The organism is Pseudomonas putida (genome assembly GCF_004357765.1).
In the GTDB taxonomy this organism is placed as follows: Bacteria; Pseudomonadota; Gammaproteobacteria; order Pseudomonadales; family Pseudomonadaceae; genus Aquipseudomonas; species Aquipseudomonas putida_U.
Genome location: NZ_SMTE01000010.1, coordinates 102,331 through 126,837, shown reverse-complemented (window position 1 = coordinate 126,837; position 24,507 = coordinate 102,331). Strand labels below are relative to the sequence as shown.

Sequence of the window (24,507 nt, the reverse complement as noted above, 5' to 3'; positions counted from 1 at the left end):
GATTTCCCGAGGAAGAGGTGGAGGGGCCGGGCAATTCTAGGGGGCCGCTGCACTGGCGATAAGCGTATATTCCTGCGAATCTTTGTTACCGAAACAGCGATAATCCGCCTTTGGTCGAAGGCAGAATTTAATATCTTCGCCGTTACTTCGTGACACAATTTCGCCCTCAACTTCGAGAGTGACCCATGGACACCCTGCAAAACATGCGAGCTTTCAGTTGCGTCGCCCAGCTCGGCAGCTTCACCGCCGCCGCCGCGCAACTGGATACCACCACCGCGAACGTCTCGCGGGCGGTCTCCAACCTGGAAGCCCATCTGCAAACCCGTCTGCTCAACCGCACCACCCGGCGCATCGCCCTGACCGAAGCCGGCAAGCGCTACCTGATGCGTTGCGAGCAGATCCTCACCTACGTGGAAGAAGCCGAAGCCGAGGCCAGCGACGCCCATGCGCGCCCTGCCGGGCAGTTGAAGGTGCACTCGATGACCGGCGTCGGCCAGCACTTCGTGGTCGATGCCATCGCCCGCTACCGCGAATCGCACCCCGACGTGACTTTCGATTTGACCATGGCCAACCGCGTGCCTGACCTGCTCGACGAAGGCTACGACGTGTCCATCGTGTTGGCCACCGAACTGCCGGACTCCGGTTTCGTCTCGCAGCGCCTGGGCATCACCTACAGCATCGTCTGTGCCTCGCCGGATTACGTGGCCAAGCATGGCTTCGCACACAAGCCGGTCGACCTGCTCAAGCATGCCTGCCTGCGCATGGTCAGCCCGGTGATTCCGCTGGAAAAATGGCTGTTCGACGGCCCGGAGGGCCAGGAGATGGTCAACATTTCCACCTCGCCGTTCCAGGTCAACTCAGCCGATGCCATGAAGACCGCGATCCGTTGCGGAATGGGCATGGGCGTGCTGCCGATCTACTCGGCGATCGACGGCTTGCGCGACGGCAGCCTGGTGCGGGTGTTGCCCGAGTATCGGTTGCAGGAGCTGAATTTGTACGCGATCTACCCGTCTCGCCAATACCTGGATGCGAAGATCAAGACCTGGGTCGAGTACCTGCGCAACTCGCTACCGGAAATCCTGGCCGCCCATGAGGCCGACCTGAAAACCCATGAATTGTTGATCGCCAACTGAAGAGAGGCAGCTACAAGCGGCAAGCTACAAGCGGCAAGAAAAAGCAGATTTGTGCATCCCAGGCTTTTTCTTAAAGCTTGCAGCTTGTAGCTTGTAGCTTTTCTCTGGAAGTAGCCCATGAAAAAGACCGTCCTGGCCTTCAGCCGCATCACCCCGGCCATGGCCGAGCGCCTGCAGCAAGACTTCAATGTGATCCTGCCGAACCCCAAGCTCGGCGACATCAATGCCCAATTCAACGAAGCCCTGCCCGAAGCCCACGGCCTGATCGGGGTTGGCCGCAAGCTGGGCCGAGCCCAGCTCGAAGGGGCTGGCAAGCTGGAAGTGGTGTCGAGCGTGTCGGTCGGCTACGACAACTACGACCTGGACTACTTCAACGAGCGTGGCATCGCCCTGACCAACACCCCGGACGTGCTCACCGAAAGCACCGCCGACCTGGGCTTCTCGCTGATCATGGGTTGCGCCCGCCGCACCGCCGAACTGGATGCCTGGACCAAGGCCGGCAACTGGCGGGCAACCATCGCCCCGCAGCACTTCGGCAGCGACGTGCACGGCAAGACCTTGGGGATCGTCGGCCTGGGTAACATCGGCGCCGCCGTGGCCCGGCGCGGTCGCTTTGGCTTCAACATGTCGATCCTGTATGCCGGCAACAGCCGCAAGACCGCGCTGGAACAAGAGCTAGGCGCGCAGTACCGCAGCCTGGAGCAACTGCTGGCCGAGTCCGATTTCGTCTGTATCGTAGTGCCGCTGTCCGACGCCACGCGCAAGCTGATCGGCGCCCGTGAGCTCAAGTTGATGAAGCCGAGCGCCTTTCTCATCAACATCGCCCGCGGCCCGGTGGTCGACGAAGCGGCGCTGATCGAGGCGCTGCAAAAAGGCACCATCAGGGGTGCCGGCCTCGACGTGTACGAAAAGGAGCCGCTGGCAGAATCGCCTCTGTTCCAGTTGCCCAACGCCCTGACCCTGCCGCACATCGGCTCGGCCACCGCCGAAACCCGGGAGGCCATGGCCAATCGGGCCATGGACAACCTGCGTGCGGCGTTGCTCGGTGAGCGGCCACGCGACCTGGTCAACCCGCAAGTGTGGAAGGCTCACTGATCCCCCGCCGGCACCTGCCCCATCAGCCCTCGGCTGTCGGGGCAGGCCTACCTGGTTGGCGGTTGGCGCTGCGCCCGACGACCTCCCGCACCACGTAACGTGGACGGTGCTTGGTTTCCTGGTAGATGCGTCCGATGTACTCGCCGAGAATGCCGATTCCGATCAGTTGCACGCCCCCCAGAAACAGCATGGTCACGATCAGCGATGGATAGCCCGGAGGGTCGCTGCCGTGCAGCAGCTGGTCGATGATCCGGTACGCGGCGAGCATCAACGCCGACAACGACACCCCGGCACCGATGTAGCTCCATAGCCTCAGCGGCACGGTGCTGAACGAGGTGATGCCATCGAGGGCGAGATTCCACAAGCGCCAGAAACCGAACTTGCTGCAGCCGGCGACACGCTGCGGCCGGTCGTACTCGACGACCTCGGTACGAAAGCCGACCCACGACAACACGCCTTTCATGAACAACTGCTGCTCCGGCAATTGCCTGATCGCCACCACCACCTTGCGGTCGAGCAGGCGGAAGTCGCCGACGTTTTCCTCGATCGAGGTCGAGGCGATCCTGTTGTGCAGACGGTAGTAGAGCCCGGCAGTCCAGCGCTTCAAGGCGCTGTCCGATTCACGGCTACGGCGTTTGGCCAGGACGACTTCGGCACCGTTGCGCCAACGCTCGATCAACGTGGCGATGAGTTCAACGGGGTCTTGCAGGTCGACATCCATCGGCACCACCACATCGCCATCGGCATATTCCAGCCCGGCGAACAGCGCAGACTCCTTGCCGAAATTACGCGAGAAATGGATGACTGAAACCCACTCGTCGGCCCTGGCCAGGTCCGCGCAGATGGCCTCGGTGGCATCGACGCTGCCATCGTTGACGAACAGGATCTCGACGGTGATGTCCCGCAGCGACGGTTCCTCGCGTACCGTGCGATAGAAATGCCCGAGGGTGTCCTCCTCGTTGAATACCGGGACGATCAAGGTCAGCTTCATGGCTCCCTCCGTTTGAATACCACAGTGCGCGAGTAGACATAACCGATGACCAGGCTGGCGGCGGAAAAACTCACCAGGGTCAGCCACGCGGCCAGACCAGCCCGATCGGCCAATGCGCCGAGCAGCAGGCTCAGGCTGCCCATACCGGTCAGGAAAAGCACATAGCGCGCGCCTGACGGCCGCACCGCGAAGGTGAAAAGCGCATTGGCGAAATACGACAGGCTTGCCGCCGCGCCGAAGGCAACCAGGTTACTCAGCGCTTGGCTGAAACCTGCGTACAGGTGCAGGACAATGAACACCAGCCAATGAAAACCTGTGTTGAACAGGCCGACCAGGGCATATCTGAACGGTTCTCGAGCCGGAGCCTTCGGCTGCTGCAGGCCTCTCACCATGCGCTTTGCTCCTCAGGCTCCCGAGGCGCGTTCAAGAGCACTAGCGCGTACTCATCCACGCGATAGACGGAAAAGAACCTGGTCTTGACCACTGGGAGGGGGTTGCGCTCGCGCAACGACAAGAAAAAGCGCTTGGTGACCCGGTTAACCTGCGTCAGCCCCGCGCGCGGCAGTGCTTCGCTCAAGACCCAGTCTTCGAAGTTGAGGATCGGACGCAAGACCGGCATGGCCTTGAAGGTGCCCCTTGCCGCAGGCAGCCACTTGCCTTTTTCATGCTGGCCGTAGAGATAGATGCGGTCGATGCCCTGTAGCCGAGGATGAGTCTGGAGGGTCGTGACCAGCGTGTACACGAACGCGTGCTGCAGTTCTTTTTGCAGCAGCAATACCCGCCCATAGGCAAACGCCATCGACAGCATAAGTGCCAAAGGCAGCGCCAGCACCCACGCCAGCCTAGGATGAATGGCGACCAGCGCGCGGCGGGCGAGCCATGCCAGCATCACCATCACCGCCCCCCATCCCATGAGCAGACGGGCCCCATGCTGGAAGTGGGCAAGTACCAGCGCCACCCCCGATATCAGGATATAAGCCGCTGGCAGTGTGAGCAGTACCAGCCCCCCAAGCGCATACGTCTCGATCCGTGCCGAATGCCCGGCCCAGATTTGCATCAGCGTCAGCTTGAGGCCAACCATGGCAAGGACCAACACGCCGATGTACACCCAACCATTGGCGGCGGTCGCCAAAAGCGCAATGTCCTGCCCTATCAATTCAAGCCGTGCGAGTATCTCGGCGGGCAACTGGGCATCGACGGACACAAGCCTGGTGCGCTGCTCGACGGTCAGCCGATAGGCCGTCTGATGGTAGAGCAGGCAACCCACCGTGAGTTGTCCCAAGCGCAAGGCCAGGCGCCGGAACACCGGTTTGCAGGCCAGGCCACTGCCGACCTGATGGAGGATCTCGATGCAACAGAGGATGGCGAATACATTGATTGCGGGTTGGTAGAGGCTGAGCACCGCGGTGAGCAGCAGACTGCCCAGCAACCAGCGCCCGGCACTTCCTGATCCTGCCGTGATCGCCCACACGCAGGCTGCCAGCGCCAGTCCCATGGCCGGCCCATCGTATTGATAACTGAGGTTCTGCAGAAAGAACGGGCTGAACCACAGCGGCAGCACCACCAGGACATCGGCAAGGACAGGCCGCTCGAAGTAATGCGCGGTAAGGCTGGCCAGGGCCCTGGCGACGATCACCACTGCCAGCAGCAGCGGCAGGGGAAAAAGGTCTGGCGCAACCCCGGCTCCACCCAGCACGGCGTACAGCCAATCGACCAGTATTCGCCCCTGCCCTGCCCAGGAATTGGCCCTGCCCTCGATCACGCCCGCCGTCATCGAGCGCCAGATGTCATCGATGTAGGCGTAATCGGCCAGAATCAGGGGCAACACGTGCAACGCCAATGCCGCCATGAATATCAGCCACAGCTGACGCTGCGACAGCGCACTGCCCTGCGGCGGGGTTTCCAGCATCCGTTCGGCTCCACGCAGCGTGAATGCCAACCAGTCTCCCCCGCCACACCCTGCTGCGCACCTGGCAGTTCTAACAGTTGCGCGCTGAGCTCACCTTTGCGCCCCTAACGCCGGCATCGGCATTCTTGGCTTGCGAAACACCAGTACGTTACCCGCCATGACCGCCAACAATCCCAACAGCGCCGGTGGCGTCCACTGATAACCCTCGGCGTAGGCCGACACGTTCAACGCCACCAGTGGGAACAGTACCGTGCAATAAGCCGCCCGCTCCGGGCCCATCCGCCCGACCAAGGTCAGGTAGGCGGTGAAGCCGATCACCGAACCCGGGATCACCAGGTACATCAACGAACCGAGGTAGCGGGCGCTCCAGTCCATGGCGAACGGGATACCGCTGAACAGACAGTACAGCACCAGCATGCCGGCGCCATAGAGCATGCCCCAGGCATTGGTGGTCATGGGTTTGAGCCCAGCCTTCTGCTGCATGCTCGAAAGCATGTTGCCGGCCGAAAAGCACAGTGTGCCGAGCAGTGCCAGGCCCAGACCGTACAAGGTCTCGCGGCTGGCAGCGTGGTGCGACAGTTCGGGCCAGAACAGCAGGCCTAGCCCAACCAGGCCCATGGCTCCGCCGCCGAGCACGTTGCCGGCGATCTTCTGACCGAAGAACAGCCGTGCGTTCAGCGCATTCCATAGCGTCGCGGTGGAAAACACCACGGCGATCAGCCCACTGGCGATCCACTGGCTGGCGGTGAGAAAACACATGAAGTTGACGCAGAACAGGCACAAGCCTTGGGCCAGGCAGATCAGGTGGCCGCGCCGGTCCATCGCTTGCAGGCGGCGGGTGAGCAATAGGATGGCGAACAGCACCAGGCCGGCCAGGGCGAACCGGTAGGCAATGGAAACCGGGATGGCGACCACTCCCAGTTGCAGTTTCAGGGCGATCCAGGTGGTTCCCCAGATGAGTACGGTGAGCAGATAGAGCGAGAGGTTCATGGCGCGGTTCCTTGGCTGCGTTGCCCGATCAGTGTTTCCTCGCCCATCCCTGCTCCGCTTGCACAATCTTGCGCTTTTCCATCGCCATCCGCTGCCATCGCTGCCGGACAGCAGTACGATAGCCGTCAGAGGAATCGCCTATGACCCCATTGACCCAATTGCAAGTGTTCAACGCCATGCACGCCTCGCCCCACGCTCGGCTGGAGCTGAGCGCGCACCTGGGCGATGGCTTGGCGGCGGCGCTGTGGAGCAACCGCGACGATGCCCGGGACTATCAGGCGCCGAGCCACCACACGTTGTCGTGCTACATCGCCGATGGTACCGGCACCTTCCGCCGCCAGCGCCCTTCAGACAAAGGGGCACCGGACAAACTGTGCATCATGCCGGCGGGCCACGAGTCGAATTGGGTCGTCAACGGACCGATCCGCCTGGCCCACCTGTACATCAGCGAGGCGCAGTTCGCCCTCGGCTGCGTGCGCCTGCTCGACCGCGAGCCTCGGGAGCTGCAACTGCAGGAGGCGACCTTCCTCGATGATCCCCGTCAATCGCTGCGCTTTCGTCAGCTGATCGGCTTGGCCTGGGAGGAGCCTGCCGAGCGACTGCTGGCCAGCAGTCTGGCGCACGAGATCGTCGACCATGCCGTGCTCAGCCAGGTCGGCCTACGCCAGGGACTGCGCCTAAAAGGCGGCTTGGCGCCGAGCCTGCGCCGACAACTGGTCGACTACATCGAAGCGCATCTGGATCAACCGATCACCTTGGGCGAACTGGCACTACGCTGCAACCTGTCGGAATACCACTTCGCCCGCATGTTCCGCGCAAGCTTCGGCTTGCCGCCGCACCAGTATCTGCTGGCCCGCCGCCTGCACCGGGCGTGCCGCCTGCTGCGCCTGGGCGACCTGCCGCTGGGGCAGGTGGCGCTGGCCTGCGGGTTCGCCAGTGCCAGCCATTTCAGCAATCGCTTTCGCCAGGCCGTCGGGGCGACACCTGGCGAGTACCGTTTGGCATTTGCTGGGTGAGGGTCGTGGGCGGCGCTTCGGCGTCCTGATCGACCCGCGAAGCAGACGTCTCAGAACTCGAAGGTACTCGACAGGCTCACCTGCCGCGCATCGCCGATGGCGACGAAATACTGGTTCACCGCGGAACTGTAGTAGACCTTGTCGAACAGGTTCTTCACGTTCAATTGCAAACGCACGTTGTGCTCGTCGAGCTTGGTCTCGTAGCTGGCGAAGGCATCGGCCACGGTATAGCTGGGCAGATCGAAGGTGTTGGTCGAGTTGCCCGCCCGCTTGCCTACGTAACGCGCTCCGGCACCAAAGCGCAGGCAGTCGCCGCCGAACAGACTGCCGAAGTCGTACACCGCCGACAACGACCCGCTGTGCCTGGCCACGTTCTGCAGACGGTTACCCTTGAGTTCCGGGTCCTTGGTCACCTTGGCATCGGTGAAGGCATAGCTGCCGATCAGGCTCCAGCGATCGGTCAACTGCCCGGTCAGGTCGAGCTCGACACCCCGCGAGCTGACCTCGCCGGCATTGCTGTACACCGTCTCGCCCGAGGTGCTGTCGAAGTTGGATACCAGCACATTGCGCTTGGTGATGTCGAACAGCGCCAAGGTGCCGGTGAGTTGGCCGGGCATGTCGAGCTTGGCGCCCAGTTCCCACGACTTGCCCTCCTCCGGCGCAATCGACGAATCGATCGTCACGCCGCCGGACAGCGGCGCGATGGTCGAGTTGGGCTTGAACGACTCGCTGTAACTGCCATAGAACGACAGTTGATCATCTACCTGATACACGATTCCTGCATGCGGCACCCAGGTCTGGCCGTCGATGTCGGTGTTGGCCTTGAACGGACGGCCACGGCCGGCGTACTGGTCGTACTGCTGGAAGCGTGCGCCGGCCACCAGGATCCAGTGCTCGTCCAGGTGCAACGCGTCCTGCACGAACACGGACTCGGTGCGCAGCTTGTCGGTCTGGTCGCTGTCGCTGGCGCGCACGTTGGTACCCTCGACCTCCTGGCCGTACACCGGATTCAGGTAGCTGAAGGTCGACTGGGCGCTCTGGCGGATCAGGTCGCCGCGGTAGATCTTGCGGTCCTCATGATCGACCCCGAGCAACAGGTCATGGCGCATCCCCGCCAGCTCCAGGCTGCCATCGAGGCTGACGGTGACGAACTGGTCGCGGCTCATGGCGTTGTGGGTGCCGTCGATGCTGCGGGTCAGCGTGCCGGCGGCTTCGTCCACGCCAGTCACGCGAACCTGGCTGGCGTCGTAGGTTTCGCGATTGAAGCTGTAGCCTGCGTGCAGCTTCCAGTCTTCGCCGAGCTGATGGTCGAGCTCCAGGCGATACAGGTCCGAGCGCCCTTCCATGTCATTGAACGGCTCGTCCAGGCGCCGCGTGGCTGGGATATTCAGCGGGTGGCCATTGCTGCCGAAGGCCGTGCCGCGGTCGAAGGGATAAAGGAATTCGCGGTGCTCGTAGGCCAGCACCACCTGGGTGTCTTCGCCGAGCCAGGCCAGCGATGGCGCCACCATCGACTCGCGATGGACACCGTAGTTGCGCCAGTAGTTCTCGTCCTCATGGTCGACGATCAGCCGATAGGCCAATGGACTGTCCCCCAGCGCACCGGTGCTGTCCAGGCCGCCGCCGCTGCCGTTCTTGCCACTGCCGTAGGTCGAGCCGCGCAGGTTCAGCGCCGTGTAAGGCTGCAGTTGCGGGCGCTTGCTGACCACGTTGATCACCCCGCCCGGGTCCTGGATGCCATACAGCAACGAGGCCGGTCCCTTGAGCACCTCGACCCGCTCGGTACTGGCATTGAGGTTACGGCCCTGCACCACCGGCATGCCGTCGCGCATGATCGAGCCGTCGCGGTTGTCGCCGAAGCCGCGCTTCATCACCGTGTCGGCGGTACCACCGAAGTTGTTGCCCTGGGTGATGCCACTGACATTGGCCAGGGCGTCATCGAGGTTACGTGGAGCCTGGTCGCGGATGACTTGGGCCGGTACCACGTTGATCGCCTGTGGCACTTCCTGGGTGCGGGCCTGCCCACGCATGATCGAAGCCGTAGCTGGGGGCTGGTAGCTGTAGCTATCCAACTGCGAGGTGATGGTGGTGGCCTGCAGACTCAGCGCACCGGAGCTGTCCAGTGGCTCGAGTGTCAGGGTATGGCCGTCGAGGCGGCGCCAGGTCAGGCCCGCGGGTTGCAGCAACTGTTGCAAAGCCTGCTCGGCGCTGAAGCGGCCGTTCAAGGCCGGAGCCTGGACTGCCGGTAGTTGCAGGGTGTAGACCACACTCTGTCCCGTGGCCTGGCTGAAGGCGTTGAGTGCTTGGGCCAGAGGCTGACTCGGCTGGGCGAAGACATGCACCGGCAACTGCTCGGCGGCATGGGCCAAGGGGGCGGCGAACAGCGCCGGATACAAAGAAAGACCGAGCCAGAGAGGAACGCAACGCGAGGTGAACTTCATGGACACTGACCTGTGAGAGGGTTATAGCTGCGAATGAATCGCACTTTCACCTACTACACGAATGCCGCATGCAGTTACCTCACCCGCTGGTGAAAATAATTTCCCTGCCGTGGCCCGCTCCTACACGGGACGTTTTGGGTCGCAGGGTTAGCGGATAACGGTCAGGCGTCCAAGCACGGTCTGCCGGGAGAACCCCAGCACTTGGCCGAGGGAGTCGAGCGCCTGCAGCGGCTCGCTGGCCGGGAAGCTGCCACTGACCTTGCGCTGGCCCAACTCGCTGTCGAGCAGCATGATCCGTCCAGGGTAGTAACGCTGCAGGTCGTCGACTACCTGGGCAAGCGGCACCTGGTAGTAGTTCAGCCAGCCCTGGCGCCAAGCCAGTTCACTGGAGCTGTCCACGGACTGGATAGCAGCAGCCTGGCCTTGGGCGTAGAGCATCTGTTGGTTGGCGGTCAGCTCACGCATGGGCTGCCCGGCAGCGGGCGTCACCCCGACCCGTCCGCTGCGTACCGTGACCTGGGTTGCAGCGCCCTGCTCGCGAACTTCGAATTGGGTACCCAGTACCCGGACCTCTCCCCCGTCCGCTTCCACCACGAACGGCGTGCCGGTGTGGGTCACCTGGAAGAACGCCGCGCCGCGCAACAGTCGCACGCGACGCTGGCCATGCGCGAAGTCGACGGCGATCGCGCTGCCGGCATCCAGGGTCAGCTGCGAACCATCGGCCAGTGTCACCTGGCGCAGTCCGTCGCCGCTGCGGTAGTCGGCTTGCAGATCCTGCAGCCAAAAGCCAGGGTGCCAGCCCGCGCCGGTACCCACCGCCAGCACCAGGCAGGCCGCTGCCGCCAAGGCACCGGCCCGCTGACGCCAGCGACGCCGAACGGGTGGTCGGGCCATGGCCTCGAGGTAAGGGCGCAGACTATCGCGCTCCAGCTCGGCCAACTGCGCCGCTGGCCCGGCGCTGCGCTGCCACAGCGCCTGGGCCTCGGTGTAAGCCTGGCGGTGCGCCGGGTCGGCCAGTAACCAGCGCTTGAATGCAGCACTGTGCACTTGCTCGGGATGTTCGTTGATGCGGCTCAACCAGCCCAGGGCTTCCTGGGAGGGATCGCAGAGGTTGGCATGCTGGCGGTTCATCGTCTGGCACTCCCTGGCCCGCGTGCTGGCATGGCGGGCTCGGCGACACTCGCCTTGCACGCTTCGAGGGCGCGCATCATATGCTTTTCCACCGCGCTCTGGGACAGTTGCATGGCCTTGGCGATCTCCGCGTACTTGCAACCGTGCACCCGGTTGAGCAGAAAGATCTGCCGGGTGCGTTCCGGCAAGGCGCGCAGCGCGGCTTCGATGCGTTGCAGGTCGTGATCGACTTCCAGGGCGTGCTCCGGAGCCCCCGCCGCCTCGCCGTCCTCTATGCTCATGCTCGCTTCGGCCAGGCGCTCGCGGCTGCCTTCGCTGCGCAGATGGTCGATGGCCAGGTTGCCCGCGCAGCGCAGCAGATAGGTATCCAGCGCCTCGACCTTGACCTCAGGACGCCGCCAGAAGCGCAGGAACAGCTCCTGGACCAGGTCCGAGGCGGTGGCGCGGCACCCGACCCGGCGGCTGACCAACGCCTCCATGCGCGCCCGCTGGGCCAGGAAAACCTGAAGAAAGCGCGCCCGACCGTTGGCGCTGTCGGCCTCAGGTTCGGCGATGTGGCTCGGTTCGCTCACCGATCACCCGCCAAACACGGCCAACAGAGGCCCCAGCACCGCGCTGGCAGCGGCAAGGCCAAGCAACAAGCGAGGCCGATAGGGCAGGCCGAATACCCAGAGCGTAACCCCGGCCATCAAGACCGCGATCCACTCGACCAGACCGTGAGCCCAGCCACGCATCTGCACGGCCACGACCAGCGATACCAGCAGCAGCGCCCAGCCGGCGATGCGCAGACCGCGCAGTGCAGCCTGACCTGGTTTGCGCCCAAGCAACTCCGAGGCGTGTTTGTCCATGGCCAGGCACAAGGCAGCGAAGCCCGCATAGCCAATCAGGGCAACGCTCAGCATCCGTTCACCTCGGGTGTTTCGGCCACTTTGCGGGGGGCGCGCCTGGCCGCCACCTTGGGCGCACGCAGCATCTGGCTGGCGGCCCAGGCGAGGAATGCGCCAGCAGCCAGTGCAGTCAGATCGAAGCCGGCCATGACCCAGTCACCCTCCGACAGCGAACGGTTCAGGCCTTGTCCGGTGACCAGCCCGTTGAGCAACGGCAACGCGCCAAAAGCAGCGGCGCCGAGCGCCAGTTGCTCGCCCCAGGCCCGTCGTCCCGGGCGCAGCGCGGCATGCAGCAGTGACAGCGCCCAGGCCAGGAAGAACAGCCTGACTTCCCAATCCGCTCGCCCCACCAGCCCGCCCGGCAGCAACCGATTGGCCCAGAAGAACGCGGCCACGCCCAGCAACAGGCCGCTCATACTGGCGATGTTCAACACTTCGACCAGACGCAATTCCCCTGGCAGCCGCTCGTGCTTGGCATGCTTGAGCTGGCGCTTGCCCAGCCACATCACCAGGCCGGTGCCGATCACTGCGGTACCGGCCAGGCCAAAGGCGAAGTAGAGCCAGCGCAACCAGGGTCCTGCATAGTTGCCCATGTGCAGGCCGGCGAAGCTGAAGCTGGTGAGCAGGGCGGCGCTCTCCGCCGCGCCCTGGCTCAACATCGCCCCACTGCTACCGTCGAAGGTCCAGTTGGCGCTGCGTCGGTACGGCACATGATCGGCCGCCGACTGGCTGAAAATGACTCGGGCATTGCGATCGCCCGGGTTCTGCACCTGGATATAGCCCATTCGCGCCCCTGGGGCCAGCTGCTGGACCTGGTCATAGAGTCCGGCCAGCGACACCAGCGGCGTGGCGACATGGGCGGGTTTGGGTGCCTCGTCGCGGCCGAACACATCGCTGAAGTAACTGCCGGTATTGCCGCCATAGCTGGCCATGATGCTCGCCGGCATGACCATGTACATGAACAGCACCAGGCTGCTATAGCTGATCATCAGGTGGAACGGCAGCACCAGCACGCCGATGGCGTTGTGGCCGTCCAGCCAGGAGCGCTGACCCTTGCCGGGCCGGAAGGTGAAAAACTCCTTGAAGATCTTCTTGTGGGTGATGATGCCGGTAACCAGGCCGAGCAGCATGATGAAGGCGCAGAAGGTCGACAGCCAGCGGCCCCAGGGGTGCGGCATCTGCAACTGGAAGTGGAAGCGGTAGAAGAATTCGCCACCACGGCTGTCACGCGCAGCGACCGCCTCGCCGGTGCTGGCGTCCAGTTTTTTCTCGACGAACCCGCGGCGTCCGCCGTTGGGATCGCGCCAGCCCACGCTCAGGGCGGCATCGCGCTCACTGGGCAAACGAATCATCCAACCCTCGGAATGCCCGGCGTTACCCTCGAGATAGCGCTGGGCCAAGGTCAGGCTGGCCTGTGGGTCGAGCCCATGGCGGCGGATTTCCGGGTGGGTCCAGTGGTTCACTTCCTCCTTGAAGTACGACAGGGTACCGGTAAGGAAGATGGCGAACAGCAGCCAGCCGAAAAGCAGGCCGGTCCAGGTGTGCAGCCAGGCCATGGCCTGGCGGAAGCCTTCCTTCATGGTGTCTTCATCCAGTAGGCCAACATGCTCGACAGCCCCAGGACGAGACTTGGCAACAGCACGCCGAGCCAGGCGCGTCCCGCACTGCGGCAGGCGAAGCACCCGATGAACGCCAGCAGGTAGAACACGAACGACAACATCATGCCGGTCATGGTCGCGTCTACCCGGCTCATCGGCGCCCACAAGGTGATGGCGATGCTGGCCATCGACGCCAGCAGGTAACCGCCGAACAAAGCGGCCAGGGCGCGTGAAGCGACTCCCAGGCGATAGCTTGATGAAGGGCCGGCTTTGCTTTTCATGGCGAGGTTCTTGAAAAACGGCCCACAATAATAATGATTTGGATTCTCATAAGCAAAAGCCGTGCTGCCCAGTGGCTTCCCACGCGCCATTTGCAACAGGAAATTTATTTTCAAAAGGGGCTTGAATTCGTTCCGCCGTTGCCTGACCTTAGAGTCAAGAGGCGAAGAAATACCAAGGGCCTCAAGGGCCTAGGCACGCCTCTCCGCGAGCAAGCTGAATAAGGATTGAATCATGCAAATCCAGGTCAACAGCAGCAACCATATCGACGGCAACATCCGGCTCAACGAGTGGGTCCGCGCAACGCTGGAAAGCACACTCGAGCGCTATGACGACAGCCTCACTCGCCTCGAGGTGCATTTGGGCGACGAGAATGGCGCCAAGCCCGGCCCGCATGACAAACGCTGCCAGATCGAAGCTCGCCCCAAAGGCCATCAGCCGATTTCCGTCACCCATATCGCCGGCTCGCTGGATCAGGCCGTAGACGGCGCCGCCAGCAAGTTGAGCCACGCCCTGGAGCATTTCTACGGCAAGCTGCGCAGCAAGCGCGGTACCTTTGAACTGAGCGACCCGGAGGCCTGACCGCAATGCCTGCAACGCCCGGCCAAGTGCCGGGCGTTTTCGTTTGCAGCGATCAACGGGGGTGAACCAACCCGTCGTTAGGCCGGTCAACCCCTGCAGTCATTCCTTCGCAGATTTCGACCATGCACAATCCATTCGACCAGATCAGCGACGCCTTCACACCCGAATACCGCGTGAACCTGAGCATCGAACGCCTGGACGGCAGCATCATGCTGACCCTCTCCGACGATGCCGGCGTGGTCGCCAAGCGCTTGATCAGCCAAGCCCAGCGCAACGACCCGGTGCGCCTGCAACGGGTGATCGACAGCATCCGCCTGGGCCTGGCCATCGAGCACGGCCAGAACCCGTTGCAGGTGCTGGCCGCCCTGACCGGCGATATCCACCGCGACGGCAAATCATTCGCGGCAGCCAACTGAGGTCACCCCAGCGTCAGCAGCATCCGCCCGATCAGGCGTTCGATGTCCTGCAGGCGCAGGCCCATCACGCGGTGCATGGGGTCGAACGTGTCTGGGCGGTGGAATAGCCCTACCAGGCCAATATCGTAGGTGGGTTCCTCGCCCTGTTCGAGCCAATGCAGCGACTCTTCGAGCAGGGTACGGGTCTGCACCACCTCCATCTCGACGACATGGGCGATCTCGTTGACATGCACGGTGTCCGGGTCGATCCCGTGGGGCATCAGGGCTTCTTGCAGGTAGGCGCGGACGGCTTCGCTTTCATAACGCATGCTGTTCTCTCCAGATAGACTGACGCACGGTGTGCGCAACCCTCTGTCACGCCCCGTCGTCATCCCGATTGAACAGCTGCACCACCCCCCACCTGCACTACATAGCTACCGCTCACCTACCCTCGTCGACTTCCTTGCCATGGGCATCCAGCGCCTTCGTCGACGGGTAGCGATACGAGGCGTAGCGCACCACCAGAATCGAGAACGCCAGCAACAGGATACCGCCGCACAGATACAGCAGGCCTTCATCCGGCGCCTTGTGGTGCGAGACATCGCCGATCAGCAGGCGCGTCAGCGCCGTGATCGCCACGTACAATAGGAAGCGGATCGGCATGTGGTTGGTCTTGAAGTAGATGCCCACCATCGCACCCAACTCCAGATAGATGAACAGCAGCAGGATGTCATCGACACTGATCCCGCCCTTGCCGAGCATGTCGAGAAAGGTCACCACTGCCGCGTAGGCGGTGATTGCACCGATGCCGAACAAGGCCAGGTAGTGGAATGCCTCCACGCACAGGTTGCCCAGCGAGTCGGCGGAGCCATGCAGGCCCTTGCGCAGCTTTTCAGCCCATTTGATGTTCACGATGTCCGATTCCCCGATACGACATGAAGGATTGTGCGCCACGGCTGTGACGCTTTTGCCATGCAGTTAAAGGGCCATGCCCCAAGGTTGGAAGGCGACCGATTGCCGCAAGACACCGGTGGGCTACCCTTTTGCCTGAACTTTTTGGTTGCGCGAGGATGGCAATTGCCATTACTGTATGCGCATACAGTATTCATGGTTCAACCAGCAAAAAGGCATAGAGGTGATGAATGGCCGTCGAAGTGGTGTACCGCAGCAGCCGCGATCCGGAGCGCTTGTTCATGGATAAGGCCGAAGCAGATCGTCATGACAAGATGCTGGAGCTGGCCGAGCGCCTGGCCGAAGTGCTGCAGAAGGCCGTGCCTTCACTGACCGAGCAGCAGGTCGAGGAAGCGGGTATCTACATGGCCAAGAACCGCGATGTGTTTGCCCGCGCATTCAAGAGCCAACCCGATGCGCTGGCGGAGTTGCTCGATGGGGCGGCGACCGAGTAGGCATTTTCTGTGTCTGTCCTGGCCTCTTCGCGGCGGTTCGGCGCGAAGAAGCCAGCACCGATAGGTAAGTCTCTACCGGTCAGCCGTATAGCAGCCGCTCGGCCAACATCTGCGCCACCCTCGCCGGTGAACGCTTTTCGGCTTGGGCATGGGCGAACACCTCGGTCAGCCGCGAGGGAATCCGCGCCAGGTGCGCGGTGATGGTGCCCAGTTCCTCGCCCCGATGACGCAGTGCCACGTAGATCAACCCACCGGCATTGATCACGTAATCGGGGGCATACAGGATCCCCCTCCCTTCCAGTTGATCGGCGACCTGCAGAGTGGTCAGCTGATTGTTCGCCGCCCCTGCGACCGCCGCGCAACGCAGTTGCATCACACTCTGCCCGGTAAGCACCGGCCCGACGCCGCATGGCGCAAAGATATCGCAGGGCGTGCTCAGCAAGGCGTCATTGGGCACCGGCCGGGCATCGAACTGCTCCACCGCCAGGCGCACACGCCCTGGATCCAGGTCGCTCACCAACAACTCGGCACCCGCCGCGTGCAGTTGCTCGGCCAGCGCATAGCCGACATTGCCCAACCCCTGGACCGCCACGCGTAGTCCTTCCAGGTTATCGCTGCCCAGGCGCGCCATCGAGGTGGCGCGAATACCCGCGAAAACGCCCATGGCCGCATGCGGCGAGGGGTCGCCCGAGGCCGTGGTACTGGTGACATGCGGGGTGGTTTGGGCGATGCAGTCCATGTCCAATGTCGAGGTACCGCTGTCCACCGCGGTGATGAAGCGGCCTTGCAGTGTATCGATGAAACGCCCGAACGCTTCGAACAGCGCGGCACGGTTCTCCACGTGCGGGTTGCGCATGATCACCGCCTTGCCTCCACCGAACGCCAATCCTGCAAGCGCGGCTTTGAAGCTCATGCCTTGGGCAAGCCGGATGGCATCGGCCATTGCGCTTTCGTCGTCGGCATAAGGCAGGTAGCGGCAGCCACCCATGGCCGGCCCCAGGTGTTCGCTGTGAATGGCAACCACGGCCTTCAGACCTGTGCTCGGGTCGATGAACAGGTGCAGGGACTGGGTACGGGTGCTTTGCATCAGCGCGAACATCGGCGGGCTCCCCCTAGAGGTGCTCTCACCAGTATAGGCAGCGTCTTACAGACCACGTGGCGGGCGGACCACTGGACGAAAATCGTTGTCGGAGCTAAATATCTAGACGTGTGCGGAGAAACCCATGAATCCACGTCAATCCTGCCTGGCCTGCCTGGAACGCGAGCCTGTCGCCCTGCTGGAAGCTGCCTTGTGGATCGCCGTCGAGCATGATCGAAGCGTGGAGCCTGCCACCGGCCTGGCCACACTACGCGAGCTGCAACGTGATATCAGCGCCCGCCTGCCCATCCTGCCCTTGGCCGAACTCGCCCAACCGTTGTTGCGCGAGTTGAACGCGCACGGCTTCCAGCAGGACGAATACCACCCCCGACGCCCACAGGTGGCCTTGATGGACCAAGTCCTGCAACGTCGCCGCGGACAGCCATTGACCCTTGCCATCCTGGCCCTGGAGCTGGCCCGGCGCCTGTCCATTCCATTGGAAGGCGTAGGCTTTCCTGGGCACTTTCTGCTACGCGTGCCCGGTGCCGACCACCTGCTCGACCCATGCGGCGGTCGACGCCTGTATCCCAGCGACTGCCGCGAACTGCTGGCCCGTCAGTTCGGCCCGCAGGTGACGCTGAGCGCTGAGCACCTGCGGGCCGTCACCCCACAGCAGATGCTCCAGCGCCTGTCTCGCAATTTGCGCCAGCTGTACAGCAGCGAAGGCAATCACCTGGCCGCGTTGGTCGACGCCGAAAGGGTGATGCAACTGGGCCCGGTACAAGTCGCCGACTACCTGGAGCGCGCTTCGCTCTACCAGCACCTGGATTGCCCCCAGGCCGAACGCTTCGACCTGGAGCATGCACTGTTGCTTTCCGACGATCCGGTGCAGCGTCTGAAGCTGGCCGAACGTATCGGCCAGCTACCTCCGGTCAACCGTTCGATTCACTGAGCGGGGGCATCCGCCTGCCGCGCAGGGTGCGCGATGCTGAACGCCGGATGCTGCGCCGCCAGCGCCGCAACCCGGCGAATGCGCGGATAGCCAGCAAGGTCGATGTTGAAACGCTCGGCGGCGTACACCTGGGGGATCAGGTACAGATCGGCCAAACCCGGCGAAGCGCCAAAACAGAAGCCCTGCTCGCCAATCAACTGCTCGACGGCTGCCAGCCCCTGAGCGATCCAGTGGCCGATCCAGGCATTCACCTGCACCTCGTCCTGCCCCACTTCGCGCAGCCGATTGAGCACACTGACATTGTGCAGGGGGTGGATATCGCAGCCGATGATCGCCGCCACCGCCCGTACCCGGGCGCGCTCGAGCGGATCGCTCGGCAGCAGCGCGGGCTGGGGCCGCAGCTCTTCGAGGTACTCGATGATCGCCGGCGACTGCAACAGCAATTGGCCCTGCTCGGTACGCAAGGCCGGCACCCGCCCTTGCGGGTTCATGGCCAGGTAGCCGGGGTCGCGCTGTTCGCCCTTGAGCAGATTCACCGCCACCGCCTGATACTCCAAGCCCTTGAGCGCCAGAGCGATGCGCACGCGATAGGAGGAAGTGGAGCGGTAATAGCCGTACAACTCCATCGTCACACCCTCCTCAGTTGGCCGCGACCACTGTGCCTCGGCATTCACCGAAGCCGATGCTGGCCACACCATCACGGGTGCAGCGCGCACGCAGGATCACTTCGTCGCCATCTTCGAGGAACTTGCGCACCTCTCCACTGGCCAGCTCCACCGGGTGCTTGCCGCCCTCGGTGACTTCCAGCAAGCTGCCGTACGAACCGGCGTCCGGGCCAGACAGGGTGCCTGAGCCGAACAGATCGCCCGGTTGCAGCTGGCAGCCATTTACGCTGTGGTGGGCGATCAACTGGGCCACGGTCCAATACATGTTCAGGGTATTGCTCAAGGCCAGGCGGTGAGCCGGTAAACCTTGTTCGCGCATACGCTGGGTCAGCAGCAATACCTCCAGCTCGATATCGAACGCGCCGTGGGCCTGGTCCTTGGCGTCGAGCAGGTACTCCAATGGCTGCGGGTCGCCCTGCGGACGTGCCGGCTGAGCGCGACGGAATGGTGCCAGGGCTTCGACAGTGACCACCCAGGGCGACAGCGTGGTGATGAAGCTCTTCGACAGGAACGGGCCCAGCGGCTGGTATTCCCAGGCCTGGATATCGCGTGCCGACCAGTCGTTGAGCAGGCACAGCCCAGCTAGGTGTTCACCCGCTTCGGCGATGTCGATCGCCTGGCCCATCGCATTGCCCTGGCCGATCCAGATACCCAGCTCCAGTTCATAATCCAGGCGTGCGCAAGGGCCGAAGGTCGGCACCGTGTGCCCGGCCGGCAGTGTCTGGCCCTTGGGCCGACGCACCTCGGTGCCGGACGGGCGCAACGTGGAAGCACGGCCATGGTAGCCAATGGGCACGTACTTGTAGTTGGGCAGCAGCGGGTTATCAGGTCGGAACAGCTTGCCGACGTTGGTCGCGTGCTGGATGCCGACATAGAAATCGGTGTAGTCGCCAACCTTGGCCGGCAGGTGCATCTGACAGGCGCTGGCCGGGTAGAGCGCTTCGGCCAGCGCCGCCTGGTGCTCGCTGTGTTCGCCGAGCAATTCCAGTAGGCGCTCGCGTAGGGCGACCCGAGCTGGGGCGCCCAGCGCGAAGAAAGCATTCAGGGCACCGCCCTGGGTGGCCTCCACCGCGGCCTTGGCCTGCCCCTCGAACAGGCCCGCGGCGAGCACCGCTTCCAGATCGAGAATGGCATCGCCAATGGCCACGCCGCAACGCGGCGCCTCACCCGGGCGACTGAAGATGCCCAACGGCAGGTTCTGCAGCGGGAAGTCGCGGTGCCCGTTGGCGTGCTCGACCCAGCTACGGGCGATGGCGGTTTGGCTCATGGTTATCTCCGGTTCGGGTTGAAGGTGCTCGGCAAGGTGGCCCAGCAACTATCGTAGTCGGCCTGCAATTGCGGGCAGGCGAGGGCCTCAGCGCTCGGGCGCAGCACTTGGCTGGTCTCGAACATGAAAGCCATGGTGTCGTCGATCTTGTGCGGCGCGAGTTCGGCGTGGATGGCCTTGTGGCAGGTCTGCGCATCGGGGCCATGGGCGCTCATCACGCCGTGCAGCGAGGCTCCACCAGGCAGGAACCCATCGGCTTTGGCATCGTAGGCACCGTGGATCAGGCCCATGAACTCGTTCATCAGGTTGCGGTGGAACCAAGGCGGACGGAAGGTCTTCTCGGCCACCATCCAGCGCGGCGGGAAGATCACGAAGTCCATGTTCGCCAGACCATGCACGCTGGTCGGCGAGGTGAGCACCGTGAAGATCGAGGGATCGGGGTGATCGAAGCTGACCGTACCCAGGGTGTTGAATCGGCGCAGGTCGTACTTGTAGGGCACGTTGCTGCCATGCCAGGCGACCACGTCCAACGGCGAATGGGCAAGCTCGCAGGCCCAATGTTCACCGAGGAATTTCTGCACCAGTTGAACCGGCCCGGCAGCTTCCTCGTAACGGGCCACGGGGGTGAGGAAATCACGTGGATTGGCCAGGCCGTTGCTGCCGATCGGCCCCAGGTCCGGTAGGCGCAGCGGGGCACCGTGGTTCTCGGCGATATAGCCGCGGGCCTGACCATCGAGCAACTCGACGCGGAATTTCATGCCCCGTGGAATCACGGCGATTTCCTGCGGTTCGACCTCCAGCACGCCCAGTTCAGTGGCAATGCGCAGGCGTCCCTGCTCGGGCACCAGGAGCAGTTCGCCATCGGCATCGAAGAACACCCGATCCATCGAACGGTTGGCACGGTAGATATAGATGCTGACACCCGCCGGCTTGTCAGCGGGCGCGTTGGCGACCATCGGCAGCCAACCTTCGATGAAGTCGGTGGCTTCGCTGGGGATCGGCTGCGGATTCCAGCGCAGTCGGTTTGGCGTGGCTGCGCCCAGCGGCCGACTGACCGGCTGGCGGGCCAAACGCTCGAAGCGCGGGTGCAGCGCCGAAGGCCGGATGCGGTATAGCCAGGTCCGGCGCAACTCGCTACGGGCCATGGTGAAGGCGGTGCCGGAGAGCAATTCGGCATACAGCCCATAGGGCGCCTGCTGTGGGGAGTTCTGCCCCACCGGCAGGGCTCCCGGCAGGGCTTCGCTGGCGAATTCGTTGCCGAAACCGCTCAGGTACTGAAGATCGGTGTCGCGGTTCATCGCTGCCTCCGGACGCTGCATTGTATTTATCGTAATCCGATTACGAATAACGTAATTTGCTCGCAAGCAGACGTCAAGCTATAAAGGCGCGACCCGAAGACTGCGGAAACCCTCAACGCCATGGCCAAAGCCAGCTCCCCTGCCGACAACGGCAAGCAGAAAGTCCGCTCGGCGGAAGTCGGCACCGATATCCTCAAGGCCCTTGCCGAGCTGTCCCCGTCCACCTCGCTGTCGCGCCTGGCGGAACATGTGCAGATGCCGGCGAGCAAGGTTCACCGCTATCTGCAGGCACTGATCGCCAGTGGCTTCGCCGAGCAGGACGCTGCCACCAACCACTACGGTCTGGGGCGCGAGGCCCTGCGCGTGGGCCTTGCAGCACTGGGCAGCATCGATGTGCTGAAGGTCGCCGCACTGCCATTGTCCCAGCTGCGTGATGCGCTCAACGAAAGTTGTTTTCTGGCGGTATGGGGCAACCAGGGCCCGACCGTGGTGACCATCGAGCCCGCGGTGCGTGCGGTCACGGTGGTGACGCAGATCGGCTCGGTGCTGCCCTTGCTCAGTTCGAGTACCGGGCTGGTGTTCGCCAGCTACCTGCCGGAGCGCGAAACCATCGAATTGCGGGACCGCGAGCTGGACGCGCTGGGACAAAGCGTTGCCGATTACCAGGCCTTGCTGACCGGCATCCGCGAGCGCGGCCTGCACCATGTGCATGGTCTGCTGATGCCTGGGGTGGATGCCTTGTCGGCACCGGTGTTCAACGCCATGGGCGACATCGCCGCGGTGATGACCGTAGTGGGCCCGACCTCGATCTTCCATGCCGACGAACAGGGCCCAGCGGCCCAGCAACTGCAGGCTGCGGCGCGAGAAACGAGCTGGCGCATGGGGTATTCGCCGACCGCCTGAGCGGAGCCTGGACTTTTACCCAAAACGTAAAGGTGAATGTCACAAGCGGCCATTTTTCCTAGAGGATCAACCGCTTATCCTTGACTCACTGGCCGGCACGAAGGGCTCTCCCCCCCGCCTTTCAGGCCTGCGAGGTTCACCGACGTTGATTTTGAAGCTCCTTGATCTAACGTCTCGATTGGCCGCTGCGCTTGCAGCGGCTTTTTTTATGCCTGCCGTAAGGTAGTTGGCGGCTGTGGGATCGAGCGCCGCCCGCGCGGCGCTCGATTTCCGCGGCACCACCATTCTCAAGCGCACCTGACAGCCCCAGCGCAAAATCAAGACAAAGCCACCAACGGCTCACCGACGCTCAGGAGCTGCTCACGAAAGGCCAGGTAGTGCCTTAGCACCTGTACCGGCGCCTCGGTATGCGGGTAATGCCCTATACCTTGCAGTTGCACGACGTCAGCATCCGGAACCAATTGCCGATAGCGTTCGACCATACGGGCCCCCGACACCGGATCGACCACACCATTGATCATGCGCAGTGGCACGCCATCGCGCTGCAGCGCCCCCACCCAACGTTCACGGTTCAGCCGCCGCTCGGGCAGGTAGCCCACCAGTTTGTGCAGGATACGCTGGCCCCGGTTCGAGGTGATCAGGCTCCAGCAATCGTCCAACGCGCTTTCGCTGGGGTGGGTACAGGGCCCATAGATCTGGCTGACGTTGCGCACCAGATCATCACGTCCGAACGAGCGCCCCACCAACCAGCCCAGCGGGCTCAACAGCAGCTTCTGCACCCACAGCACCTGACAGCTCTCGGGGAACAGACCGCTGTTGAGAAACACGCAACTGGCGATCTCGGCGCGCTGCTCATGGTGACGAGCCAACAATTCCTGGGCCACGCTGCCGCCGTAGTCGTGGGCCAGCAGGTGAACCGGCAGGTCGATGTGCAGATGCGCAAGCAAAGCCTGCTGCAGGTCAGCCTGCTCCATCAGGCTGTAGTCGTGACCAAGCGGTTTGGACGAGTCGCCGAAGCCGAGCATATCGCAGGCGATCAGGCGAAAACGCTGGGCAAGCGGCGCCCACAGATAGTGCCAGTCCCAACTGGCAGTCGGAAAACCGTGTAGCAGCAACAGAGGTTCGCCCTGCCCCGCCGTCCAATAGCGAATGTGCTGGCCCCGAAAGGAGAAGCTCTGGCCCCGGGTTCGCCACACACACAGTGGGATCTCGGCCAAAGGCATCACACTGGCCTCGGTTGGAATTGGTTGAAGAAATACGGCAAGGCTGCGGTCATTGCATGTCACCTCGGCACTTTCTTGTGCTCTATGTCGAGGCAAGTCTAACCAGCGGCTGCGGCAGAGAAACTTGCGTTTCCAGCCAGCTTGATGACTGAGCGAGTCAGTGGCTCGAACGGTCAGAGCGCCATCGCCACCAGCGGTGCGGCCAACAAGTTGAGGAGGCCGGTCAGGACCATCACCAGTCCGGCCACCGAGCCTTCCTCGCCTCCAACCTCCTGCGCACGGCTGACACCGGCGCCATGGGCGCCGACACCGAACAGGGCGCCGCGGGCCAGTGGCGTACGCAGCGGCAGGTAGCGCAGCAGGACACCGCCGAACAGAGCACCGAGCACACCGGTAAACATCACGAACACTGCAGTCAGTTCCGGCACGCCCCCCAGGTCTTCGGCCACCGGCATGGCAAACGGCGTGGTGATCGAGCGCGGTACCAACGACAGGCTCGTGGTGGTATCCAGTGCCAACAGATGCGCCAGCCCCCAAGAACTGCCGATCGATGCTGCGCTGCCCGCCAGCATGCCGATCAGCAAGGCCGGCCAATGCCGCGCCAGCAATGTCCGCTGTTGCCAGATCGGCACGGCGAAGGCGACGGTCACCGGGCCCAGGACGCCCATCAGCCAGTGGGTATTGCGGGCGTATTCGGCATAGGCGGTATGCAGAGGCACGGCCACCGCCAGCAACAGGGTCGGCACCAGGATCAGCGGCGAGAACAGATAGCGGCCACTGCGTCGGTACAGCCAGCGACTGCCCAGGTAGGCCAGCAGGGTCAGGGCGAGCCAGAACAGCGGCATGGGTTCAAGGCTCATGGCGTAATCTCCAGCGGCACACCAGCTCGACCGTGCCGGCGGTGACCACCATCACCAGCAGGGTGCTCAGCGCAATCACCAGCAGGATGCGCCACCCTTCGTTGCGCAGCAAAACGCCATAGTCAAGCAGGCTCATCAACGCGGGGATGAAGAACAGCAGCATTTCGGCCATCAGCCAGCCGGCGCCTAATTGCAGGGTGGCGGGCTTTACCAGACCACAAGCGAACGCCAACAGAAGCATCGCCAAGCCCATCACCCCGCCGGGGATGGGCCAGCCCAGCCAAGCGGCAAGCTGCCCGCCTAACAGGAACAGCGCCAGCAACACCGCCAGTTCAGCGAGCAGACGGGCAATCTTTCTAAGTAATGCAGGTTTCATGGGCAGGCTTCCTCGACACGCTCGCATTGTAA

General features: G+C 63.4%; 27 protein-coding genes. 8 read left to right on the top strand and 19 right to left on the bottom strand.

Annotated elements, in window-relative coordinates; all coding sequences use genetic code 11:
* The first annotated feature begins 185 nt into the window (after positions 1-185).
* The gene (locus E2H86_RS16550) at positions 186-1,133 is read left to right on the top strand and encodes a LysR family transcriptional regulator (RefSeq protein ID WP_133329726.1); all 948 of its coding nucleotides are present in this window, start codon (positions 186-188) and stop codon (positions 1,131-1,133) included.
* 117 nt (positions 1,134-1,250) lie between these two features.
* On the top strand, positions 1,251-2,228 hold the full coding sequence (locus E2H86_RS16545; RefSeq protein WP_133329724.1) for a 2-hydroxyacid dehydrogenase: 978 nt from the start codon (positions 1,251-1,253) through the stop codon (positions 2,226-2,228).
* A 22-nt stretch (positions 2,229-2,250) separates the two neighbouring features.
* Here E2H86_RS16545 and E2H86_RS16540 read toward each other — a convergent pair whose 3' ends face one another.
* The 4 genes from E2H86_RS16540 to E2H86_RS16525 are packed head-to-tail and all read right to left on the bottom strand — an operon-like array spanning position 2,251 to position 6,118.
* A complete protein-coding gene (locus E2H86_RS16540) occupies positions 2,251-3,219 on the bottom strand; it encodes a glycosyltransferase family 2 protein (RefSeq protein WP_133329722.1) in 969 nt (322 codons plus the stop codon).
* A complete protein-coding gene (locus tag E2H86_RS16535; RefSeq protein WP_133329720.1) occupies positions 3,216-3,611 on the bottom strand; it encodes a GtrA family protein in 396 nt (131 codons plus the stop codon). Before E2H86_RS16535 ends, E2H86_RS16540 begins: the two co-directional genes overlap by 4 nt.
* Positions 3,605-5,158: a glucosyltransferase domain-containing protein gene (locus E2H86_RS16530; protein WP_133329718.1), complete on the bottom strand. Its 1,554-nt coding sequence runs from the start codon at positions 5,156-5,158 to the stop codon at positions 3,605-3,607. The genes E2H86_RS16535 and E2H86_RS16530 overlap by 7 nt, the downstream gene beginning before the upstream one ends.
* 60 nt (positions 5,159-5,218) lie before the next feature.
* Positions 5,219-6,118: a DMT family transporter gene (locus E2H86_RS16525; RefSeq protein ID WP_133329716.1), complete on the bottom strand. Its 900-nt coding sequence runs from the start codon at positions 6,116-6,118 to the stop codon at positions 5,219-5,221.
* A gap of 140 nt (positions 6,119-6,258) precedes the next feature.
* Here E2H86_RS16525 and E2H86_RS16520 point away from each other — a divergent pair, with 140 nt between their 5' ends.
* Positions 6,259-7,134 (top strand): helix-turn-helix domain-containing protein, encoded by an 876-nt coding sequence (locus tag E2H86_RS16520; RefSeq protein ID WP_133329714.1) that lies wholly within the window; start codon positions 6,259-6,261, stop codon positions 7,132-7,134.
* 50 nt (positions 7,135-7,184) lie between these two features.
* Here E2H86_RS16520 and E2H86_RS16515 read toward each other — a convergent pair whose 3' ends face one another.
* From E2H86_RS16515 to E2H86_RS16490, 6 genes are all read right to left on the bottom strand, one after another.
* Complete coding sequence (locus tag E2H86_RS16515; protein ID WP_133329712.1) at positions 7,185-9,575, bottom strand: TonB-dependent siderophore receptor; 2,391 nt, start codon at positions 9,573-9,575, stop codon at positions 7,185-7,187.
* Between the two features lie 147 nt (positions 9,576-9,722).
* The gene (locus tag E2H86_RS16510) at positions 9,723-10,706 is read right to left on the bottom strand and encodes a FecR family protein (protein WP_133329710.1); all 984 of its coding nucleotides are present in this window, start codon (positions 10,704-10,706) and stop codon (positions 9,723-9,725) included.
* Positions 10,703-11,278, bottom strand: a complete 576-nt coding sequence (locus E2H86_RS16505) for an RNA polymerase sigma factor (protein ID WP_133329708.1) — start codon at positions 11,276-11,278, stop codon at positions 10,703-10,705. The genes E2H86_RS16510 and E2H86_RS16505 overlap by 4 nt, the downstream gene beginning before the upstream one ends.
* Positions 11,279-11,281: 3 nt before the next feature.
* A complete protein-coding gene (locus E2H86_RS16500) occupies positions 11,282-11,608 on the bottom strand; it encodes a DUF3325 domain-containing protein (protein WP_133329705.1) in 327 nt (108 codons plus the stop codon).
* Positions 11,602-13,173: a PepSY-associated TM helix domain-containing protein gene (locus E2H86_RS16495; protein WP_133329703.1), complete on the bottom strand. Its 1,572-nt coding sequence runs from the start codon at positions 13,171-13,173 to the stop codon at positions 11,602-11,604. Before E2H86_RS16495 ends, E2H86_RS16500 begins: the two co-directional genes overlap by 7 nt.
* Positions 13,170-13,472, bottom strand: coding sequence for a DUF3649 domain-containing protein (locus E2H86_RS16490; protein WP_133329701.1), 303 nt, complete (start codon positions 13,470-13,472; stop codon positions 13,170-13,172). The genes E2H86_RS16495 and E2H86_RS16490 overlap by 4 nt, the downstream gene beginning before the upstream one ends.
* 232 nt (positions 13,473-13,704) lie before the next feature.
* Here E2H86_RS16490 and E2H86_RS16485 point away from each other — a divergent pair, with 232 nt between their 5' ends.
* Positions 13,705-14,052 carry an HPF/RaiA family ribosome-associated protein gene (locus tag E2H86_RS16485; protein ID WP_133329699.1) on the top strand — a complete coding sequence of 116 codons (348 nt, stop codon included), beginning with the start codon at positions 13,705-13,707 and terminating at the stop codon, positions 14,050-14,052.
* 122 nt (positions 14,053-14,174) lie between these two features.
* Positions 14,175-14,468 (top strand): DUF3509 domain-containing protein, encoded by a 294-nt coding sequence (locus tag E2H86_RS16480; RefSeq protein WP_133329697.1) that lies wholly within the window; start codon positions 14,175-14,177, stop codon positions 14,466-14,468.
* A 2-nt stretch (positions 14,469-14,470) separates the two neighbouring features.
* Here the strand turns inward: E2H86_RS16480 and E2H86_RS16475 are convergent, their stop codons facing one another.
* Together E2H86_RS16475 and E2H86_RS16470 are read right to left on the bottom strand one after the other, a co-directional pair.
* On the bottom strand, positions 14,471-14,776 hold the full coding sequence (locus E2H86_RS16475; RefSeq protein ID WP_133329695.1) for a hypothetical protein: 306 nt from the start codon (positions 14,774-14,776) through the stop codon (positions 14,471-14,473).
* 112 nt (positions 14,777-14,888) lie between these two features.
* Positions 14,889-15,359, bottom strand: coding sequence for a phosphate-starvation-inducible protein PsiE (locus E2H86_RS16470; protein WP_133329693.1), 471 nt, complete (start codon positions 15,357-15,359; stop codon positions 14,889-14,891).
* A gap of 230 nt (positions 15,360-15,589) precedes the next feature.
* Here E2H86_RS16470 and E2H86_RS16465 point away from each other — a divergent pair, with 230 nt between their 5' ends.
* Complete coding sequence (locus tag E2H86_RS16465; protein ID WP_133329691.1) at positions 15,590-15,853, top strand: YebG family protein; 264 nt, start codon at positions 15,590-15,592, stop codon at positions 15,851-15,853.
* 79 nt (positions 15,854-15,932) lie between these two features.
* On the opposite strand, the gene E2H86_RS16460 is transcribed toward E2H86_RS16465, so the two are convergent.
* Positions 15,933-16,952, bottom strand: coding sequence for a Leu/Phe/Val dehydrogenase (locus E2H86_RS16460; RefSeq protein WP_133329689.1), 1,020 nt, complete (start codon positions 16,950-16,952; stop codon positions 15,933-15,935).
* A gap of 124 nt (positions 16,953-17,076) precedes the next feature.
* Between E2H86_RS16460 and E2H86_RS16455 the strand changes: the two genes are divergently transcribed.
* Positions 17,077-17,883, top strand: coding sequence for a SirB1 family protein (locus E2H86_RS16455; RefSeq protein ID WP_133329687.1), 807 nt, complete (start codon positions 17,077-17,079; stop codon positions 17,881-17,883).
* Here the strand turns inward: E2H86_RS16455 and maiA are convergent.
* Genes maiA through hmgA form a run of 3 tightly spaced genes read right to left on the bottom strand, consistent with a single transcriptional unit; the run spans position 17,877 to position 21,113 of the window.
* Entirely contained in the window at positions 17,877-18,509 is a 633-nt protein-coding gene (maiA, locus tag E2H86_RS16450; RefSeq protein WP_133329685.1) for a maleylacetoacetate isomerase, read from the bottom strand. The two genes, E2H86_RS16455 and maiA, sit on opposite strands and share 7 nt — an antisense overlap.
* A gap of 13 nt (positions 18,510-18,522) precedes the next feature.
* Positions 18,523-19,815 carry a fumarylacetoacetase gene (gene fahA, locus E2H86_RS16445; RefSeq protein ID WP_133329683.1) on the bottom strand — a complete coding sequence of 431 codons (1,293 nt, stop codon included), beginning with the start codon at positions 19,813-19,815 and terminating at the stop codon, positions 18,523-18,525.
* A gap of 2 nt (positions 19,816-19,817) precedes the next feature.
* The gene (gene hmgA, locus E2H86_RS16440) at positions 19,818-21,113 is read right to left on the bottom strand and encodes a homogentisate 1,2-dioxygenase (RefSeq protein ID WP_133329681.1); all 1,296 of its coding nucleotides are present in this window, start codon (positions 21,111-21,113) and stop codon (positions 19,818-19,820) included.
* Positions 21,114-21,233: 120 nt separating this feature from the next.
* Here hmgA and E2H86_RS16435 point away from each other — a divergent pair, with 120 nt between their 5' ends.
* Entirely contained in the window at positions 21,234-22,016 is a 783-nt protein-coding gene (locus E2H86_RS16435; protein ID WP_133329679.1) for an IclR family transcriptional regulator, read from the top strand.
* Between the two features lie 317 nt (positions 22,017-22,333).
* Here the strand turns inward: E2H86_RS16435 and E2H86_RS16430 are convergent, their stop codons facing one another.
* The 3 genes from E2H86_RS16430 to E2H86_RS16420 all read right to left on the bottom strand — a co-directional run bounded on the left by E2H86_RS16430 (position 22,334) and on the right by E2H86_RS16420 (position 24,475).
* Positions 22,334-23,239, bottom strand: a complete 906-nt coding sequence (locus tag E2H86_RS16430; RefSeq protein WP_133329677.1) for an alpha/beta fold hydrolase — start codon at positions 23,237-23,239, stop codon at positions 22,334-22,336.
* A 173-nt stretch (positions 23,240-23,412) separates the two neighbouring features.
* Positions 23,413-24,099: an LrgB family protein gene (locus tag E2H86_RS16425; RefSeq protein WP_133329675.1), complete on the bottom strand. Its 687-nt coding sequence runs from the start codon at positions 24,097-24,099 to the stop codon at positions 23,413-23,415.
* Positions 24,089-24,475, bottom strand: a complete 387-nt coding sequence (locus E2H86_RS16420) for a CidA/LrgA family protein (RefSeq protein ID WP_133329673.1) — start codon at positions 24,473-24,475, stop codon at positions 24,089-24,091. The genes E2H86_RS16425 and E2H86_RS16420 overlap by 11 nt, the downstream gene beginning before the upstream one ends.
* Between the last annotated feature and the right edge of the window lie 32 nt (positions 24,476-24,507).

Coding starts and splice junctions, on each gene's coding strand:
- E2H86_RS16550 (WP_133329726.1), top strand. CDS start 186: ATGGACACCCTGCAAAACATGCGAGCTTTCAGTTGCGTCGCCCAGCTC.
- E2H86_RS16545 (WP_133329724.1), top strand. CDS start 1,251: ATGAAAAAGACCGTCCTGGCCTTCAGCCGCATCACCCCGGCCATGGCC.
- E2H86_RS16540 (WP_133329722.1), bottom strand. CDS start 3,219: ATGAAGCTGACCTTGATCGTCCCGGTATTCAACGAGGAGGACACCCTC.
- E2H86_RS16535 (WP_133329720.1), bottom strand. CDS start 3,611: ATGGTGAGAGGCCTGCAGCAGCCGAAGGCTCCGGCTCGAGAACCGTTC.
- E2H86_RS16525 (WP_133329716.1), bottom strand. CDS start 6,118: ATGAACCTCTCGCTCTATCTGCTCACCGTACTCATCTGGGGAACCACC.
- E2H86_RS16520 (WP_133329714.1), top strand. CDS start 6,259: ATGACCCCATTGACCCAATTGCAAGTGTTCAACGCCATGCACGCCTCG.
- E2H86_RS16515 (WP_133329712.1), bottom strand. CDS start 9,575: ATGAAGTTCACCTCGCGTTGCGTTCCTCTCTGGCTCGGTCTTTCTTTG.
- E2H86_RS16510 (WP_133329710.1), bottom strand. CDS start 10,706: ATGAACCGCCAGCATGCCAACCTCTGCGATCCCTCCCAGGAAGCCCTG.
- E2H86_RS16500 (WP_133329705.1), bottom strand. CDS start 11,608: ATGCTGAGCGTTGCCCTGATTGGCTATGCGGGCTTCGCTGCCTTGTGC.
- E2H86_RS16495 (WP_133329703.1), bottom strand. CDS start 13,173: ATGAAGGAAGGCTTCCGCCAGGCCATGGCCTGGCTGCACACCTGGACC.
- E2H86_RS16490 (WP_133329701.1), bottom strand. CDS start 13,472: ATGAAAAGCAAAGCCGGCCCTTCATCAAGCTATCGCCTGGGAGTCGCT.
- E2H86_RS16485 (WP_133329699.1), top strand. CDS start 13,705: ATGCAAATCCAGGTCAACAGCAGCAACCATATCGACGGCAACATCCGG.
- E2H86_RS16480 (WP_133329697.1), top strand. CDS start 14,175: ATGCACAATCCATTCGACCAGATCAGCGACGCCTTCACACCCGAATAC.
- E2H86_RS16475 (WP_133329695.1), bottom strand. CDS start 14,776: ATGCGTTATGAAAGCGAAGCCGTCCGCGCCTACCTGCAAGAAGCCCTG.
- E2H86_RS16465 (WP_133329691.1), top strand. CDS start 15,590: ATGGCCGTCGAAGTGGTGTACCGCAGCAGCCGCGATCCGGAGCGCTTG.
- E2H86_RS16460 (WP_133329689.1), bottom strand. CDS start 16,952: ATGTTCGCGCTGATGCAAAGCACCCGTACCCAGTCCCTGCACCTGTTC.
- E2H86_RS16455 (WP_133329687.1), top strand. CDS start 17,077: ATGAATCCACGTCAATCCTGCCTGGCCTGCCTGGAACGCGAGCCTGTC.
- maiA (WP_133329685.1), bottom strand. CDS start 18,509: ATGGAGTTGTACGGCTATTACCGCTCCACTTCCTCCTATCGCGTGCGC.
- fahA (WP_133329683.1), bottom strand. CDS start 19,815: ATGAGCCAAACCGCCATCGCCCGTAGCTGGGTCGAGCACGCCAACGGG.
- hmgA (WP_133329681.1), bottom strand. CDS start 21,113: ATGAACCGCGACACCGATCTTCAGTACCTGAGCGGTTTCGGCAACGAA.
- E2H86_RS16435 (WP_133329679.1), top strand. CDS start 21,234: ATGGCCAAAGCCAGCTCCCCTGCCGACAACGGCAAGCAGAAAGTCCGC.
- E2H86_RS16430 (WP_133329677.1), bottom strand. CDS start 23,239: ATGCCTTTGGCCGAGATCCCACTGTGTGTGTGGCGAACCCGGGGCCAG.
- E2H86_RS16425 (WP_133329675.1), bottom strand. CDS start 24,099: ATGAGCCTTGAACCCATGCCGCTGTTCTGGCTCGCCCTGACCCTGCTG.
- E2H86_RS16420 (WP_133329673.1), bottom strand. CDS start 24,475: ATGAAACCTGCATTACTTAGAAAGATTGCCCGTCTGCTCGCTGAACTG.